This is a genomic window from Brevibacillus sp. FW301-21C12A, from assembly GCF_058788915.1.
Map to the genome: position 1 here is coordinate 1 of NZ_JBYTBG010000016.1, position 16,266 is coordinate 16,266.

Genomic DNA, 16,266 nt, shown 5'->3' on the forward strand with positions numbered 1-16,266 from the left:
AAGTAGCTCAGCTTGGTAGAGTACTTGGCTTGGGACCAAGGGGTCGCAGGTTCGAATCCTGTCTTCCCGACCATGATTTGCCCAAAGATTCGTAACGAAATTGCCGGGGTGGCGGAATGGGCAGACGCAACAGACTTAAAATCTGTCGGGAGTTTCTCCCGTACCGGTTCAAGTCCGGTCCTCGGCACCATATAAGTCAGATGCGGGTGTAGTTCAATGGTAGAACTCCAGCCTTCCAAGCTGGTCGCGTGGGTTCGATTCCCATCACCCGCTCCATACACAAAAAGCAGGGAACCAATCGGCTCTCTGCTTTTTTGCAATAAAAAAGATGATTCAGCTCGAAACAGCGCTTGCGGCCAAGCTTGGGCAGAACCGTTTGGCCGAGGCAAAAGCGACGCAAGAACAAAAGCAAGGAGGACGCACACACAGAAAAAGACCTGTGAGACGAGGCGGCGATTCACTTCAGCCTTGCCACAGGTCCTTTTGCATGCGGGCGCGAAAGCGAGTGTGCAAGCGTGTGCGTATAGGCCCAGCCCCAAGCTCGCTAATTCGCCCAAGCCCAATAGGAAACGCCCGCAAACGGGGCTTAAGAGCACGAACGTTTTCATCATCTATAGAGGGACAGACTGCTGCATAAAACAGATGTCGAAAGCTGTCTGACGTTTTCAGTGGTAGAAACATATGTTTTCGTGTACAGTAAGGCTAAGGTCGCTTACCGAACGAATAGGTAACGGATCTCTTGCATTGCCTCCTGAATCTCAGGAGGCTTTTTTGCGCGGAGAAGCGGAGAAAATGAATGCTTTCACGTAGATACCGCTGCCTGGACGGCTGCTTCTTCTGGCGATAAAATCGGCAGCGACACGACGAAACGGGTACGATTTTCGTTGGAATCACAATGGATGGTGCCATTATGTTTGTCGATAATGTTTTTGCAGATAGACAGACCGATGCCTGTCCCATTTTGCTTGGTCGTAAAGAACGGTTGGAACAAAATCTCGACAATGTCGGGAGGAATCATTTCTCCGTTGTTTTCCACGCTCAAATAGAGCCAGCCATCCGAAGCGGTGGCAATGACGTGGATGTACTTGTCTGTTCGATTTTGCACAGCGTCGATCGCATTGTTCAACAGATTGACGACGACCTGCTTTAAGCCTTCCTCATAACAAGCCAGGGCGCAGGAGTGGACTTGTTTTTCAAAGCGTATGTTTTCTCCTACCAGTCGCGGAGTAATGAGCGTTTCTACTTCGGCGAGCAGTTGCTCAACTTGGACAGTTTTGAAAATTTCATCTAAAATCGGTTTTTTGGAGAAGCTGAGAAAACCTGTTATTTGCCGGTGCAAATTTTCGAATTCATGCATCACGACTTGAATGTACGTCTGCAGTTGTGCCTGCTCCTGCGTAGACTCGCTAATCAGCTTGAGAAAGCCTTCAATCGCGCACAGCGGATTGCGCAGCTCATGCGCCATGTTGGCGGCGATTTTCCCCAGCATGGTCAGTTTGTCATTGTGCAGGTAGGAAATCGTTTCTTCCTTTTGCACGAGCTCCTTGTTTATCATCTGCTCGAAATGATAGACAGCCCAGAACACACTCTCATCCATCGCCTTCCCCAGTTGTCGCTCCAGATAGTGCATCTCCTGCGGAGAGAGGGACCATTGTTGCAGTTCAGGCTGAAGCACGCGCCAAAAGACATTTCGATACAACTGATACGTACGCAAAATGGAGGAAAAGGGGAACTCCTGCGAACGCAGCCACTCTCCCATATCCAGTGCCCAGTTCTGCATGTCCTGATCTACGTCTTCCACCAGATAACGGGCTAAGAGCACAGTTCGTTTCTCCGCAAAATCACGAGGAATGGTTACAGGAATTTCCATACTGCGAACAATTTCCTGTAACCATATCGTAGTAATTCTTGGAGCCAAATCTAAAATTTTCCGTGAAACGTTCAATAGATTAAGCGTCACAGTCTCCACCATCGCATTATCCACCCCACTAAAATCGTAAGGGAAAAGGGTAAGATTAGACAAGGTATAATTATCCCGATTTCGCGATAAAATGTTTTTTTGTGGGATTTTTTTATTGACAAAATCCGCTGAAATACGCCTTTATTCGGAAAAATATTCAATCATGAGTCCGATTCTAATCGCATAAAGTAGAATGGACAAACATTTACATGGACCAGGGAGGCAGGGATGGGAGAGCATTTTTGGCTGGGTCTGGTGCATATTTTCATGATTGATCTGGTGCTGAGCAGCGACAATGCTGTCATCATAGGTATGGCTTGTCGGGGCTTGCCTCTGCGGGAGCGAAGCCGTGCTGTCCTGTTTGGAACGATCGGGGCTGTTGTCCTGCGAATCGGGTTGACGGGCGTGACGACCTGGATGCTCGATATTCCGCTTGTCAAGGCGGTCGGGGGAGGACTGCTCTTATGGATTGCCATCAAGCTGATGGTGAGCAACCAGGAGGAAACGACAGAGGTAGCGCATAATCAGACAATCGGCCAGGCGGTCAGAACGATTATATTGGCGGATTTTGTAATGAGCCTGGATAATGTTTTGGCGGTTGGTGGAGCGGCGCATGGCGATATATGGCTGGTTTTGCTTGGACTGGGAATGAGCATTCCGCTGTTAATGTGGGGAAGCACATGGGTCGCCAGGCTTATGAACCGTTTTCCAGGCCTGGTCATTCTCGGCGGCGGGGTGTTGGCCTTTACAGCGGTGGACATGTGTCTCGAAGACCCGTACGTGTGGAAATGGATCAATCCGCTGATGCTTAACCACATGTGGCTCCCGGCCATTGCCTCGGCAGCGATCATGCTGTGGGGACGGATGAAAAGGGCCTGAAGAGGTAATGAAAGGAAGCGATACTGGGGAATACTACAAACAAAGTAAACATCGCTGGAAAGGAACCGTTGCACATGAACACAAATCTCTTGATGCTATGGGGATACTGGGATGAAATCTACCAACGGTGCACCAGACTTACCTACATCGAAAAAGGGAACAACATCTTCCGGGTCGTTCCCTTGCGTTATCGGGGGGAGACATTACGCACGTCAGACGAGCGGACCATTCATGACGGCGATCTGATTTTGAAAATACATATTCACAACTATTACTTTGCTACGCTCTGCCGGGGAGTGCAGGACGAGCTGCGGGTCGCCTTGCTGTTGCGCAGGCATATTTTGCAGTCGCTGCCCAGGTTGGCCGCCTTTCTGGAAGCGATGGAGGAGCGGGAGCAAATCAAAGGAATCGTAGGCACAACCATGCTGCACAAAGGAGTCGCCCCGCTGGGCTTTTCCATCTCGGACGTGCCGATGAACTGGTTTTTCCGCTACAAGCGTTGGTACTTGCGGCTCATGCTCAGGCTGGTTCATCCCAACGGCAAAAGACGGGTGCAGACGTGGAAGCACGACATGCCGCTAAAACGGGTCTACATGTCCAAGGAGTTGTTGCTTGCGCGTTACGGACAAGGCGCGTCGACAGGAGATACGCTTTGATGGCCAAACGTTTTTTACTGGTCACCGAGGAATGGGCAGGCAGTGGGCATCGGGTAGCGGCAGAGGCGCTTCAGGAGGTTTTGCAAAAAATGGACGGTGCGGAATCAGCCCGGGTGATCGGAGGCTTACAGACAGCCAGCCCGGGTTTGCGCGTGCTGTCCCGTTTTTTTTATTTCAACATGCTCAAATACGCCAAGCCCATCTGGCACAGCATGTACGAACAGGATGAGATGTGGGGAAAGTCGCTGTCCAAGCCGCTTGGCTGGTGGCTCTCGACGCGACTGCTTCGGCGGGTGCTGCAGGCGGAACAGCCGGACGTCGTAATTGCGACGCATGCCTACTGCCTGTCGGCGCTTGCCTATGCGAAGAAAAAGGCGGACAAGCCGTTTCGGTTGGTCAGTGTGCCGACTGATTTTCACATTAACCGCTTTTGGGTAGATCCGCAGATCGACGCTTATATGGTAGCGCATGAGCAGATGGCAGAGCGGCTGCAACGGCGCTACCAGATCCGCCCGGAAAAAATTCACGTCTGCGGCATTCCGATCCGCCATGCGTTCAGCCTGGCAGAGAAGACGGCCAGGCACGAGTGGAAAAAGCGGCTGGGAATTGCTCCGGAGCGCTTTACGGTGCTGATCGGCGGAGGCGAGGGCGGCTACGGTCAGATGGAAGAAGTCATTCGCGCTTTGCTCACAGAGGAGGAGCCGCTGCAGGTCGTCGCGCTAACCGGAAAAAATGCCCGCCTAAAAAAGCAGTTGGAGGCAGAGCAAGCGCACAGCGGCCAGCGGCACCAGCTTGTCGTCAAAGGCTTTGAAGACTGCATGTGGCAGTGGATTGGCGCGGCAGACGTGTACGTGACCAAGCCCGGAGGCATTACGTGCGCGGAGTCGCTCGCTTTGCGGACGCCGCTGATCCTGTACCAGCCGCTGCCCGGTCAGGAAAGGCATAACAGCGCTTTTCTCACGCAGCAAAACGCAGCCGTGCTGGCGAGTACGCCGCAGGAAATCCGGGAGATTATCAGGCGCTGGCGCCACTCCGATCAAAAGGATAGGATCGCCCGGCAGATGGACAAGCTAAGGCGTCCGGCAGCGGCTACCCATATCGCTGAGCTGCTTTTTCAACTGGAGTCTAAATTTGGAAATGAAAAAGGCGAATGAACAACGAAAACTTCACACATATTAAACCTACCAACGACGAGGAGGTGATTACAGATGGCTAACAACAACCGCTCTAGCAACAATCTGGTGGTTCCTCAAGCAAACCAAGCGCTGGACCAAATGAAGTATGAAATCGCTTCTGAATTCGGCGTTCAGCTTGGTCCGGACACCACTTCCCGTCAAAACGGTTCAGTGGGTGGCGAGATCACAAAACGTCTTGTTGCCTTCGCTGAACAACAATTGGCTGGCCGTGGCTAATTGCATAGCTGGATGAGGGAAGGCACCTGCGGGTGTCTTTCCTTTTTCATGCATATAGAATTATTTGGAAACAAGTTACAGAAAAAAAGGCAAACTCGACCGCATATTTTCAGCGTGAGAGGCTAATTCTATAGGTGTTGGGAGGTGAAAGGATTATGACAGTTGGAGCACAAGTAAAACAGGCGCTTGCCAGCCTGAAGGGTGCGCAGGCAGATTTGGAGTCGTTCGCGCTTAGCACGCAAAACAAGCAAGCGAAGCAACTGTACACAGAAGCTGCCGAGCAAACCCAAACGATTGTGAACAACCTGCAGCAACGCGTGACAGAGTTGGAGAACGAAGAGCCACAGTACAAAGGCTTCTAGCCTGCTGTGAATGAGGGAGAGGGACTCCCTCTCTCTTGGCTTTTCTTTTAAGGGCTGACGGAGGTGGAGCATGCCTGACTGGTTCAATATTTTGCTACGCTCGCTGGGAGCGCTGGCATACTTGTTTATTCTGACGAAAATCATTGGAAAGCGGCAAATCAAGCAGCTTTCGCTCATTGAATACATCGTCGGCATTACGATCGGCTCCATCGCTGCCTTCTTGGCGACGGAGTTGGACGGACCGATTGTTCACAGTCTGATTGCCATGGGTGTTTTTGCGATTGTCCCTGTCCTGATGGAATGGCTGACGCTCAAAAGCAAGGTGCTGCGCGACTTTTTCGATGGCAAGTCGACCGTTCTTATTAAAGAAGGGAAAATTTTGGAGGACAATCTGAAAAAGGAACGTCTCACGGCGGAAGAATTGCTGGAGCAACTGCGAATCAAAAACGTGTTCCGGGTAGCGGACGTGGAGTTCGCCCTGATGGAGACAAACGGGGAACTGAGCGTGCTCTTGAAGTCCGAGAACCAACCCGTGACGCCGCAGCAGTTGGAATTGACCGTGTCGCCGGCAGAAGAAAACCAGGTCGTCATTATGGATGGCGTCATCATGGACGAGCCGTTGGCGACAGCGGGCTACAATCGCCGTTGGGTGCGCACGCAATTGCAAAAAGCGGGCGTGGCGCTGGAGAACGTGTTTCTCGGCCAGGTCGACAAAGGCGGCGAGCTGTACCTCGATTTGTATGACGACAAAATTCAGGTGCCCGCCCCGCAAGCGATGAAGCTGACGTTTGCGACACTGAAAAAATGCCAGGCCGATCTGGAGCTGTTTGCCCTTGCGACGAAAAGCGAAGAGGCCAAACAGACTTATCAGCGTGACGCGGAGCAATTGCAGCAAGTCATCGACCAATTGAAGCCGTTTTTGATACGGTAAAAAAGGAGTGAGAGAAAAGTGGCGGATCAAAAAAAGAAGAATCTGACCCCCGTGCAGCAAGAGTATCAGCAGTTGGCGATGCGCCATGAGCCTAAGCGTCCGCTCGTGCGCAACTTCATCCGCGCCTTTTTCGTGGGGGGCCTCATCTGCCTGATTGGCCAGGGGATTACAGAGCTGTTCATCCGATACTTTGACTTTACCGAGAAAACGGCCGGAAATCCGACAGCCGCTGTCCTGATCCTGCTTTCGGCGCTGCTCACAGGGCTGGGCGTCTACGACCGGATTGCGCAATGGGCGGGGGCGGGGACGAGTGTTCCGGTGACGGGCTTTGCCAACTCGATTACCTCAGCCGCCATCGAGCATAGAAGCGAAGGGCTGGTGCTTGGCGTCGGCGGCAATATGTTCAAGCTCGCAGGCTCTGTCATTGTGTTTGGGGTTGTTGCCGCTTTCATCATCGGTCTGTTAAAAACGTTGTTTACGATGGGAGGGTGACGCATGCGCCAGGGCCATCAGTCGTGGGTGTTTCCCTCCAAGCCGTTTATTCTCGGCCACGCTGCCATCGGCGGGCCATTTGAAGCACAGGGGCCGTTGGCAGAGGATTTCGATACGCTGCACGGGGACTTGATGATCGGTCAGGAGAGCTGGGAAAAGGCGGAAAAGGTGCTGCTGGAGGAAGCGTGCTCGAAAGCCATCGAAAAAGCGGGGCTGGCGAAGGAGCAGATCAACTTTTTGCTCGCAGGCGATTTGATGAACCAGATCATTTCCGCCAGCTTTTCCGCCCGCACGCTGGCGATCCCGTTTCTCGGCATTTTCGGGGCGTGCTCGACCGCCATGGAAGGCTTGGCACTGGCTGCGCAGCTCGTGGACAGCCAGGCGGCGGACTGCGTGCTCGCGGCGACGTCCAGCCACAACGGGGCGGCAGAAAAGCAATACCGCTACCCGACAGAGTACGGCTCCCAGAAGCCGCCGACCGCCCAGTGGACGGTTACGGGAGCAGGAGCAGCGGTCGTCGGCAACAAAGGTAAAGGCTTGCGCATAGCAGGCGCCACGATTGGCCGAGTCGTGGACATGGGGATGACCGATCCGTTCAACATGGGGGCGGCGATGGCTCCGGCTGCGCTGTCGACGATCGAAACGCATTTTCGCGACTTCCAGCTCCCGCACGACCACTACGACCTGGTGGTAACGGGAGACTTGGGGAAAGTGGGGCATGCGATTTTGTCGGAACTATTGCCTAAACATAACGTGATGGTGCCGCTGCAGCGCTACATTGATTGCGGGAAGCTCATCTATGGAGACAACCCGAATGTCTGGTCCGGAGGGAGCGGCTGCGGCTGCGTTGCGACCGTTACATATGGCCACCTGCTGCGGAGGATGAGCGCAGGCGAATGGAAGCGGATGCTGGTGGTGGCGACAGGCGCGCTGCTATCGCCCATCTCGTATCAGCAAGGGGAGAGCATCCCTTGTGTCGCACACGCCGTGGCCATCGAGTCCGAGTGACCTGGAGAGTGATAGCATGACGTTTTTATGGGCGTTTCTCGTAGGGGGAATCATTTGTGTGATCGGCCAGTTTCTCATGGATGTCGTCAAGCTGACACCGGCGCATACGATGTCATCTCTGGTGGTCGCCGGGGCGGTGCTGGACGGCTTCGGGCTGTATGAGCCGCTCGTCCAGTTTGCCGGGGCAGGCGCTACCGTTCCCATCACCAGCTTCGGCAATGCCCTCGTCCACGGCGCGATGGCCGAAGCAGAGCAGCACGGGCTGATCGGCATTGTGACCGGCATTTTTGAAGTGACCAGCGCAGGCATATCGGCGGCGATCGTCTTTGGCTTTTTCATGGCCCTGATCTTCCGGCCAAAAGGCTAAAAGAGGAAAAAGCGCGTCATATGTTACCTGTGCTGCCAAAATGCTTGAATTGAACCTACTTTCGCCAGCTAGTAGAATGGTGGCGTAAGGAGGGGATGTTCATGTCATGGATGAAAAAAACATTGACGACCCTGCTCTCGGCGATGCTTGCCGTCGCGTTTGTTTGCCCTGCTGAATCTTTTGCTGCGCCGCTCTTGAAGCGAGGCAGCGAGAGCGGGGATGTGTGGGATTTGCAGTATCGTCTGCAACTGTTGGGGTATTATACGGACCGGCTGGATGGCAGCTACGGAGCGAACACCGTCCAGGCAGTCAAAAAGTTTCAAAAAGCATACGGACTGCCAGTCGATGGCGTCGCTGGTACAAATACATGGCGGGCGTTAAAAAAAGTATCGGTCAATCGAAACGAGATGCAAATGCTCGCCCAGTTGGTCTATTCAGAAGCACGGGGAGAAAGCTTTACCGGGCAGGTGGCCGTCGCGGCGGTAGCCCTGAACCGTCTGAAGTCCAAAGACTTTCCGAACACGCTCAAGGGAGTCATTTTCGAGCCGTACGCGTTTACGGCGGTCATTGATGGACAGTACTGGTTGAGCCCCAACAAGACGGCCTACCGGGCCGCATGGGAAGCAGTAAGAGGCTGGGACCCAACCAATGGTGCGCTCTATTACTTCAATCCATCGACCGCCACCTCCAAATGGATCTGGTCTCGTCCGCAAGTCGTGAAGATCGGCAAGCATATTTTCGCCAAATAACGCAGCGCGGAACAAAAGGCTCTTGATTTTGGCTCTTGATTTTGGCGCACCATGCGCCGATCAGGGGCCTTTTTTCACGAAGGCAAACGGGTCCGGTGTACGGGGCTGCCCGGCCCAAAGCGCTATTTTTCTGTCCAAGCGGCCATTGGGAACAATTGTACATTGTGTTCCCGAAATGTTTCGATAAAATGAAACGAAAGGATTGCAAATCGCTTTTTTGGAGGATGATGATGAGGAAACAACTGATCCTGGCCTCGCTGGCAGCCTTGCTGGTCATCGGCACGCCAGTCGCAGAGGCAAAGACAAACGAGACGAATGCGACACCTTATACAGACATTGCCGACCATTGGGCCAAAAAAGAAATTGAAAAACTTTACATAGCAGGGGCTGTTGGCAACGCCGAGTCGTTCCGCCCGGACGATCCTGTCACTCGCGGCGAGCTGGTGACGATGTTTGTGAAAGCAAAGGGCATTGCGCCGGGTACGACAAGTCAGTCGCCGTTTGCCGACATACCTGCAAGCAGTTGGATGGCTCCTTTTGCGGAAACAGCTTATCGGCTCGGGATCGTCCACGGAACGAAGCAAGGAAGCCAATTGTTTTTGCAGGCTGATGAGCTTGTCACCAGAGAAGAGCTTGTGTCCATTTTGATTCGCTCCAAGGGCGAAAGCGGTGCCGTCAACCAGGTGAAATGGTCGACGACGATCCAGACACTGGCCAAGTATCCCGATGGGCAAAGCGTGGGCAAGAGCTACCAGCGGGCATTCGTTTACGCGCTGGAAAAAGGCTTGGTCAGCCCGTATGCAGACGGTACCTTGAAGCCGAAAAACGCGATGACGAGAGCGGAAGCAGCCACGTATGCGGCGCTGCACCTGGTCAAAAGCGAGGCCGCGAAAAGTTCGCAGCAGCTTTTTAACGGAACCGCTTACAAGCAAGCGCTGACCGTCCAGACGACCGCGTACAGCAATCCGAACCAGCCGATCCTCTCGTACCTGGAGTATCCGCTGCGCGAGGGTGTCGTCGCTGTCGATCCGTCCGTCATTCCGCTGGGAAGCCATCTGTATATCGACGGCTACGGCTATGCGGTCGCGGCCGACATCGGCGGCGCAGTCAAACAGCGCCATGTCGACCTGTATTTGCCGACCTTGCAGCAAGCCCGCAGCTACGGCATGAAGCAAGGCGTGAAAGTGTACGTGCTGGATTAACGCTAAGTTTTCGAACATATTTCCTGCTCTTTCCACTCATACTAACGGTGGAAAGAGGGGATTTTTTTGTGGGGCTGGGTATTTGCCGGATTGTTTGCCTTGCTGGCGCTGCTTGCCGTCACGCCAGTGAAAATCACTTGTTACTACAGTCGAAAAGAGGAAGACGACCAGCTAGAAGTCGAGATTACGGTATGGCACGGCTTGTTTTCCCGAAGATACGAGATCCCGATGCTGCTGTTCAAGGTGTCTCCTGCCGGCCAGGAGTTGGTAGCGCAGGTGGACACGATCCAGCAAGGAAGCAAAATACAGGAGAAGGTCAAAGACTTTACCCGCAGGCAAGTGAAAGAGTTGTATCACAACTACCGGGAGCTTGTCGATCGGGTGCGGGATTTGTTGCCGCTCATCAAAGACTTGTGCAAGCAGATTCACTGCACCAAGCTGGAGTGGCATACGCTTTTGGGCACTGGGCAGGCGGCTGAGACCGGGGCACTGACCGGGATCATCTGGGGCGTCAAAAGCGTGATTGTCGGCGTCCTGTCGCATTCCATCTCGCTGCGGGCGATGCCGGCGATGAGCGTCCAGCCAGTCTGGAACGCAGCCGTCATCCAGACGACGTTTCGCTGCGTCTTTCATTTTTATTTGGGTCATTTTCTTTTGTCCTTATTGAAAATTGCGCTGCGGATCAGAAGAAGCAACCAGCGCAAATGGCAAACGACGCCATCGCAGGCGTAAAAAAGCAGAAGTCTGCTCATAGGTTCAGCATAATAACGAAAGCCAGCAGTACATGCTCTGAAATCGTTGGGGGAATGTTAACAGATGAGACATACAGGAAGGAGGAGCAGCTTATTATGGCAGACCACCCCATTCAGGGCTTAATGCGTACAGCGATGGAAAACATCAAGCAAATGGTCGACGTCAACACGATCATTGGCGATCCGGTCGAGACACCTGACGGCAGCGTGATTCTCCCGATCTCCAAGGTAGGATTTGGCTTTGCGGCAGGGGGAAGCGAGTTTCAGTACGACCAGCATCACCAGGGAATCGCAGGCCACCCTTTTGGCGGCGGTAGCGGGGGCGGCGTCTCGATTACTCCGGTTGCCTTTTTAGTGGTCGGAAAACAAGGAATCCGCTCCATACCGCTTGAAAATACGACACATCTGTACGACCGGATTCTCGATTCGGTCCCGCAGTTTGTGGACAAGATGCAGTCGCTGTTTAAAAAGCAGGAGGAACCACCTGTTCATACCCAGCCGGTAAGGGTGAGAGTAGACGAGCACGACTTGGAAGAGCTGATAGACCGGGGATAAGAAAATAAAACAGGTATGCGGCCTATGGCCAGGGCATACCTGTTTTTTATTGGCGTGGCTCGCAAGCCTTTACCACAATTGATTGAAAAACAAGCCAGTTCGCGTGGCAAAGCGGAACTGCATGCCAGAGGCTGTCGTCTGTTCGTACGGATTGGCCGACGTCGCCGCTTCATACGAGCGGGAGAACGAGGCAAACGGCTTGCTTTGCACCCGAATGACTTCCTCGCGAAAAGAGCGGGACAGGCCCGCCATTTCCTTGGCAAACCCGGGAAAGTTCGCGGACACCGCCGCACGCCAGGCCGACTCATCCAGGGCGATCTGCCCATCCGACTGTACGCGAAGCCCATAGTTGCCGAGCGCTCCGCCGGATGCTTGCGCCATCCGCGTGAACGTGTCGAGCTTTTGTGTCGCGAGTACAGGAGACTGCTCCGCCAAAAACGCATGCAGGCGGTTGTAGCCGTTGACCAGCGTGCGGGTGTGCCGCAGCAGTTGCTCCATGTCGGGCGAGATGGTGATGGCAATCTCGTTTTCCCCCGCTTGGCGCAAGGAAAGCTGCACCGCACCGTCCGAGAGCGTTACGCGATTGGACGGGCTTGTGTGCTGCACGCCATCCCACAAGTAGACAGCGTCTGATGCTTTTTGCGTGACGCGGTCCAGCCCAAGCGAGCGAACGGTATTTCCCGTCACATCCCACAGTTCAAAAGCCGCGGCGGCTCCGCTCTGCCGCGACGATACCGTCAAGGCGATGGACTGGCCTTCGGAGACGATCCGGGCGTCGAGGCCAAGGGAACTGCCCCGCAGCGCTTCCGCAATGGAGCGGAGGCTGTCCGCGTGAGAGTCGCTGGCTTGCGAATCGTAGGAAAACAGCTCCTCTTGCTCGCCCATGCGCAGGACAAATTGCTGCGGGCCTTCCAAGACGACGGTAGGAGCGTCGCCCGGCAACGCTTTGCTTGTATGGGACTGTCCGCTCGCCAGCGAGACGATGCGCAAACGGTGCGTGCCGCTCGCTGCTTGCGAATCTGCCTGGACGGCTGCCGCTTCGGGAGCAGAGGAGGCGACAGCTCGCTGGTTGATCGCGCTGTTTGGCCGAGACGGATCAAACTCGCGCGCAGCGTTGTCCAGGTCAGCAAAAAAGCGGTACAGGCGGGACAAGGAATCGGAGAGATCAGCCATCCACTGTTGCTGTCGGGTGTAGTATGGCTGCAGGCTATAGCCAAAAATCGGTTCGACAGGTGCGCCGAGCTTCGCCTGAACCATCTGGAAATGGTAGCGGCCGACTCGCTGGCTATACGGAATATGGCTGACCCGATCCAATTTCAAGTCGATCGCCTCCTTGCGAACAATTGGAATACGATGGAAATCATCGTCTGCTACTTTCCATTATAGACGATGCCTACTCCATTTCAATGAGCAGATCGCCAGTTTCGATCGCTTCGCCCGCTTTGACGTAAACGGCCTTGACTTTTCCGTCCTGCGGCGCCTGGATGGTCGTCTCCATCTTCATCGCTTCGCTGACGAGGAGGTGTTCGCCTTTGCGTACCTTGTCCCCTTCGGACACGAGCACTTTCAACACTTTGCCCGGCATCGAGGCGCCCAGGTGAGCGGAGTTTTGCGGATCAGCCTTGCGCCGGATCGTCTCCGAGACTTTGGCCGACTGGTCGCGGACGAAAATTTCCCGCGGCTGTCCGTTCAGCTCGAAGTAAATGATGCGGCGGCCGTCCGGATGCAGTTCGCCGACGGCAACCAGCTTGATAATCAACGTTTTCCCGCGCTCAATCGTAATCGCCGTCTCTTCGCCTGGACGCAGCCCGTAGAAGAACGTAGGGGTGTTCAGGACGGACAGGTCGCCGTATTCTTTCAGGCGCTGGTCATATTGCAGGTACACTTGCGGGTACATGATGTACGACAGCACATCCAGCTCGCTCGGCTCGCGTCCGATTTTTTCCACCAGCTCAGCAGCGACCTCGTTAAAATCAATCGGCGCCAGCAGTTCGCCAGGGCGAGCGGTGAAAGCGTCGCGGCCTTTCAGCACGAGCTGTTGCAAACGTTTCGGGAAGCCGCCTGGCGGTTGGCCCAGGTAGCCTTGGAAAAACTGGATGACAGAGTCCGGGAAGTCGAGGCGTTCGCCTTTTTCCCAAATGTTTTCTTCGTTCAGGTTATTTTGCACCATGAACAGGGCCAGGTCGCCGACGACCTTGGAGGAAGGGGTGACCTTCACGATGTCGCCGCACATCTGGTTGACGACAGCGTACATGCGCTTCACCTCGTCCCAGCGTCCTTCCAGACCGACCGCTTTAGCCTGCTGTTCCAGGTTGGTGTACTGGCCGCCCGGCATTTCGTGGACGTACACTTCTGTGTTGCTGGCCTTCATGCCGCTCTCGAAGCCTTGGTAGTACGGGCGGACGTCCTCCCAGTAATCGGACAGCTTGTTGAACGACTCAAGCGACAGGCCCGTATCGCGCTCGGTGTGGGCGAGGCTCGCGATCAAGCCGTTCAGGCTCGGTTGCGAGGTCAGGCCGGACATGGAGCTGACGCACGCGTCGACGATATCGACTCCTGCTTCGACCGCTTTGAGCAGCATCGCCGCGCCGTTGCCGGACGTATCGTGCGTGTGCAGGTGGATCGGAATGCCGATTTCCTGCTTCAAGGCGGAGACGAGCTCATAGGCAGCGTAAGGTTTTAAAAGGCCCGCCATGTCTTTGATGGCGAGGATGTGCGCCCCGGCTTTTTCCAGCTCTTTTGCCAGGTTGACGTAGTAGGACAGGGTGTATTTCGTTTTGGTCGGGTCCAAAATGTCGCCCGTGTAGCAAATCGCCGCTTCGGCCACTTTGCCTGTTTCGCGCACCGCATCAATCGCTGTCTGCATGCCCGGCAGCCAGTTCAGGCTGTCGAAGATCCGGAAGACGTCGATGCCGTTTTCCGCAGAAGCTTTGACAAATGCCTGAATGACGTTGTCCGGGTAGTTCGTGTAGCCGACTGCGTTTGCCCCGCGCAAAAGCATCTGGAACAGGACGTTCGGGATGCGCTCGCGCAAAATTTGCAGCCGCTCCCACGGCGATTCCTGCAAGAAGCGCATGGACGTGTCAAACGTGGCACCGCCCCACATCTCCAGGGAGAAAAGTCCCGCGCCGAGCTTGCCTGTCGCTTCGGCAATCGAGGCGAGGTCGTAGGTGCGCACGCGTGTGGCAAACAAAGACTGGTGAGCATCGCGGAATGTCGTGTCGGTCACGAGCACCTGCTTTTGCTCCTGAATCCAGCGGACGAGGCCAGCGGCGCCTTCCTTGTCCAAAATTTGCTTCGTGCCGTCCGGATACGGCTGGGCAAACGGCGTGCGCGGAATGCGCGGAGTGTCAAAGTGCGGCTTTTTGTCCGGCTTTGCCATGCCCGGATAGCCGTTGACAATCGTGTTGCCGATGTACGATAGTAGTTTCGAACCCCTGTCCTGACGACCGGGGAACACGAACAGCTCCGGCTTTGTATCAATGAAGGAGGTGTCGTAGTTCCCGCTGAGGAAATCAGGATGCGTCACGACGTTCTCCAGGAAAGGCAGGTTGGTTTTCACACCGCGGATGCGGAATTCGCGCAGCGTTCGAAGCATTTTGCGCGCGGCCTGGTCAAAGCTGGTTCCGTACGTGGAGATTTTGACCAAAAGCGAATCGTAAAACGGTGTGATGATCGCGCCGGGATAGCCGTTTCCGCCGTCGAGACGGACGCCGAAGCCACCGCCGGAGCGCCAGGCTGACAGGCGGCCAGCATCGGGCAGGAAGTTGTTTTCCGCATCTTCGGTCGTTACGCGACACTGGATCGCATAGCCGCTCATTTGAATCTGGGACTGCGAGGCGATCCCGATTTCCGGATCGGAGAGGGCGTGTCCTTCCGCGACGCGGATTTGCGACTGCACGATGTCGATGCCGGTAATCAGCTCGGTAATCGTATGCTCCACCTGAATGCGCGGATTGACTTCAATGAAGTAAAAGCGCTTGTCCGGCGTGAGCAAAAACTCGACCGTCCCCGCGTTGGAGTAGCCAGCTTTTTTCATGAGGGTGAGAGCGGCCTGGCAAATTTCTTCCCGCAGGTTGTCATCAAGAGAAAGGCTTGGCGCCACTTCCACGACTTTTTGGTGGCGTCTTTGGACGGAGCAGTCGCGCTCGTACAAATGCACGATGTTGCCGTGGTTGTCGCCCAGTATTTGCACTTCGATATGTTTGGGCTGTTCCAGATAGCGCTCCAAATACACTTTGGCGTTGCCAAACGATGAACGTGCTTCGGATCGGGCGCGATCAAGCGACTCCTGCAGCTCGTCCTGGCTGCGCACGATGCGCATGCCGCGGCCGCCGCCGCCGGAAACCCCTTTGATGATGATCGGATAGCCGTACTCTTTGGCAAACAGAAGAGCTTCCTGCAGCGATTCGATCGGCTCCGGCGTCCCTGGAATGACCGGAATTTGCGCTTCGATGGCAAGCTTGCGCGCTTCTACCTTGTCACCGAATTTTTCAATCAGTTCAGGAGAAGGTCCGATGAAAATGATCCCTTCCTCCTGGCAGCGCTTGGCGAAATCGGCATTTTCGGCGAGGAAGCCATACCCTGGGTGGATCGCATCGATATCGTTGCGCTTGGCGATCTCGATGATGCTGTCGATATCCAGATAGGCTTCAATCGGGCCTTTTCCGGCACCGACGAGGTAGGACTCGTCCGCTTTGAAACGATGAATCGAGACGTTGTCTTGCTCGGAGTAAATCGCGACAGTGCGAATGCCGAGCTCAGTGGCAGCGCGGAAGATGCGGATCGCGATCTCGCCGCGGTTTGCTACCAGTAACCGATTGATCTTTCTCTTTGCCAAATTTCTCTCCCCCTCCGTCTCATGACGAGACATGAAAAAATATATATAGCATAAATATACAAAATTTTCGCTATACAAGACACCCTTTTTTCTTTTTCACC

16 protein-coding genes and 2 tRNA genes are annotated in these 16,266 nt (G+C 54.8%); 15 read left to right on the top strand and 3 right to left on the bottom strand.

The genetic code is table 11. The features are described 5' to 3' along the window. Positions 1–102 precede the first annotated feature (102 nt). Positions 103–190: transfer RNA gene (locus AC3WQH_RS12185), tRNA-Leu, on the top strand. A gap of 12 nt (positions 191–202) precedes the next feature. Further along, a tRNA-Gly gene (locus AC3WQH_RS12190) sits at positions 203–276 on the top strand. 526 nt (positions 277–802) lie between these two features. Here the strand turns inward: AC3WQH_RS12190 and AC3WQH_RS12195 are convergent. Continuing rightward, a complete protein-coding gene (locus AC3WQH_RS12195; RefSeq protein WP_221843266.1) occupies positions 803–1,972 on the bottom strand; it encodes a sensor histidine kinase in 1,170 nt (389 codons plus the stop codon). A 216-nt stretch (positions 1,973–2,188) separates the two neighbouring features. Between AC3WQH_RS12195 and AC3WQH_RS12200 the strand changes: the two genes are divergently transcribed. The 13 genes from AC3WQH_RS12200 (at position 2,189) to ytfJ (ending at position 11,325) form a co-directional block, all read left to right on the top strand. Then, entirely contained in the window at positions 2,189–2,839 is a 651-nt protein-coding gene (locus AC3WQH_RS12200) for a TerC family protein (protein WP_492332059.1), read from the top strand. 74 nt (positions 2,840–2,913) lie between these two features. Beyond that, positions 2,914–3,495, top strand: coding sequence for a YkoP family protein (locus tag AC3WQH_RS12205; protein ID WP_005830916.1), 582 nt, complete (start codon positions 2,914–2,916; stop codon positions 3,493–3,495). Continuing rightward, complete coding sequence (locus AC3WQH_RS12210) at positions 3,495–4,649, top strand: MGDG synthase family glycosyltransferase (protein ID WP_005830917.1); 1,155 nt, start codon at positions 3,495–3,497, stop codon at positions 4,647–4,649. The genes AC3WQH_RS12205 and AC3WQH_RS12210 overlap by 1 nt, the downstream gene beginning before the upstream one ends. A 54-nt stretch (positions 4,650–4,703) precedes the next feature. Then, entirely contained in the window at positions 4,704–4,907 is a 204-nt protein-coding gene (locus AC3WQH_RS12215; RefSeq protein WP_005830919.1) for an alpha/beta-type small acid-soluble spore protein, read from the top strand. Between the two features lie 155 nt (positions 4,908–5,062). Then, the gene (locus AC3WQH_RS12220) at positions 5,063–5,269 is read left to right on the top strand and encodes a DUF1657 domain-containing protein (protein WP_005835427.1); all 207 of its coding nucleotides are present in this window, start codon (positions 5,063–5,065) and stop codon (positions 5,267–5,269) included. A 70-nt stretch (positions 5,270–5,339) separates the two neighbouring features. Beyond that, positions 5,340–6,200: a DUF421 domain-containing protein gene (locus AC3WQH_RS12225; protein WP_005835429.1), complete on the top strand. Its 861-nt coding sequence runs from the start codon at positions 5,340–5,342 to the stop codon at positions 6,198–6,200. Positions 6,201–6,218: 18 nt separating this feature from the next. Then, entirely contained in the window at positions 6,219–6,692 is a 474-nt protein-coding gene (gene spoVAC / locus AC3WQH_RS12230) for a stage V sporulation protein AC (protein ID WP_310670532.1), read from the top strand. A gap of 3 nt (positions 6,693–6,695) precedes the next feature. Continuing rightward, the gene (gene spoVAD / locus AC3WQH_RS12235) at positions 6,696–7,700 is read left to right on the top strand and encodes a stage V sporulation protein AD (protein WP_005835431.1); all 1,005 of its coding nucleotides are present in this window, start codon (positions 6,696–6,698) and stop codon (positions 7,698–7,700) included. A 16-nt stretch (positions 7,701–7,716) separates the two neighbouring features. Further along, the gene (spoVAE, locus tag AC3WQH_RS12240) at positions 7,717–8,067 is read left to right on the top strand and encodes a stage V sporulation protein AE (protein ID WP_005835433.1); all 351 of its coding nucleotides are present in this window, start codon (positions 7,717–7,719) and stop codon (positions 8,065–8,067) included. A gap of 101 nt (positions 8,068–8,168) precedes the next feature. Continuing rightward, entirely contained in the window at positions 8,169–8,816 is a 648-nt protein-coding gene (gene sleB, locus AC3WQH_RS12245; protein WP_005835434.1) for a spore cortex-lytic enzyme, read from the top strand. Between the two features lie 230 nt (positions 8,817–9,046). Continuing rightward, the gene (locus AC3WQH_RS12250) at positions 9,047–10,018 is read left to right on the top strand and encodes an S-layer homology domain-containing protein (protein WP_005835435.1); all 972 of its coding nucleotides are present in this window, start codon (positions 9,047–9,049) and stop codon (positions 10,016–10,018) included. Between the two features lie 66 nt (positions 10,019–10,084). Next, the gene (locus AC3WQH_RS12255) at positions 10,085–10,750 is read left to right on the top strand and encodes a DUF2953 domain-containing protein (RefSeq protein ID WP_005835437.1); all 666 of its coding nucleotides are present in this window, start codon (positions 10,085–10,087) and stop codon (positions 10,748–10,750) included. Positions 10,751–10,866: 116 nt separating this feature from the next. Beyond that, positions 10,867–11,325 (top strand): GerW family sporulation protein, encoded by a 459-nt coding sequence (gene ytfJ / locus AC3WQH_RS12260; protein ID WP_005835438.1) that lies wholly within the window; start codon positions 10,867–10,869, stop codon positions 11,323–11,325. A gap of 69 nt (positions 11,326–11,394) precedes the next feature. Here the strand turns inward: ytfJ and fliD are convergent, their stop codons facing one another. Both fliD and pyc read right to left on the bottom strand, forming a co-directional pair. Continuing rightward, a complete protein-coding gene (fliD, locus tag AC3WQH_RS12265; protein WP_005835439.1) occupies positions 11,395–12,645 on the bottom strand; it encodes a flagellar filament capping protein FliD in 1,251 nt (416 codons plus the stop codon). A gap of 73 nt (positions 12,646–12,718) precedes the next feature. Then, complete coding sequence (pyc, locus tag AC3WQH_RS12270) at positions 12,719–16,165, bottom strand: pyruvate carboxylase (RefSeq protein WP_007784636.1); 3,447 nt, start codon at positions 16,163–16,165, stop codon at positions 12,719–12,721. Positions 16,166–16,266 lie beyond the last annotated feature (101 nt).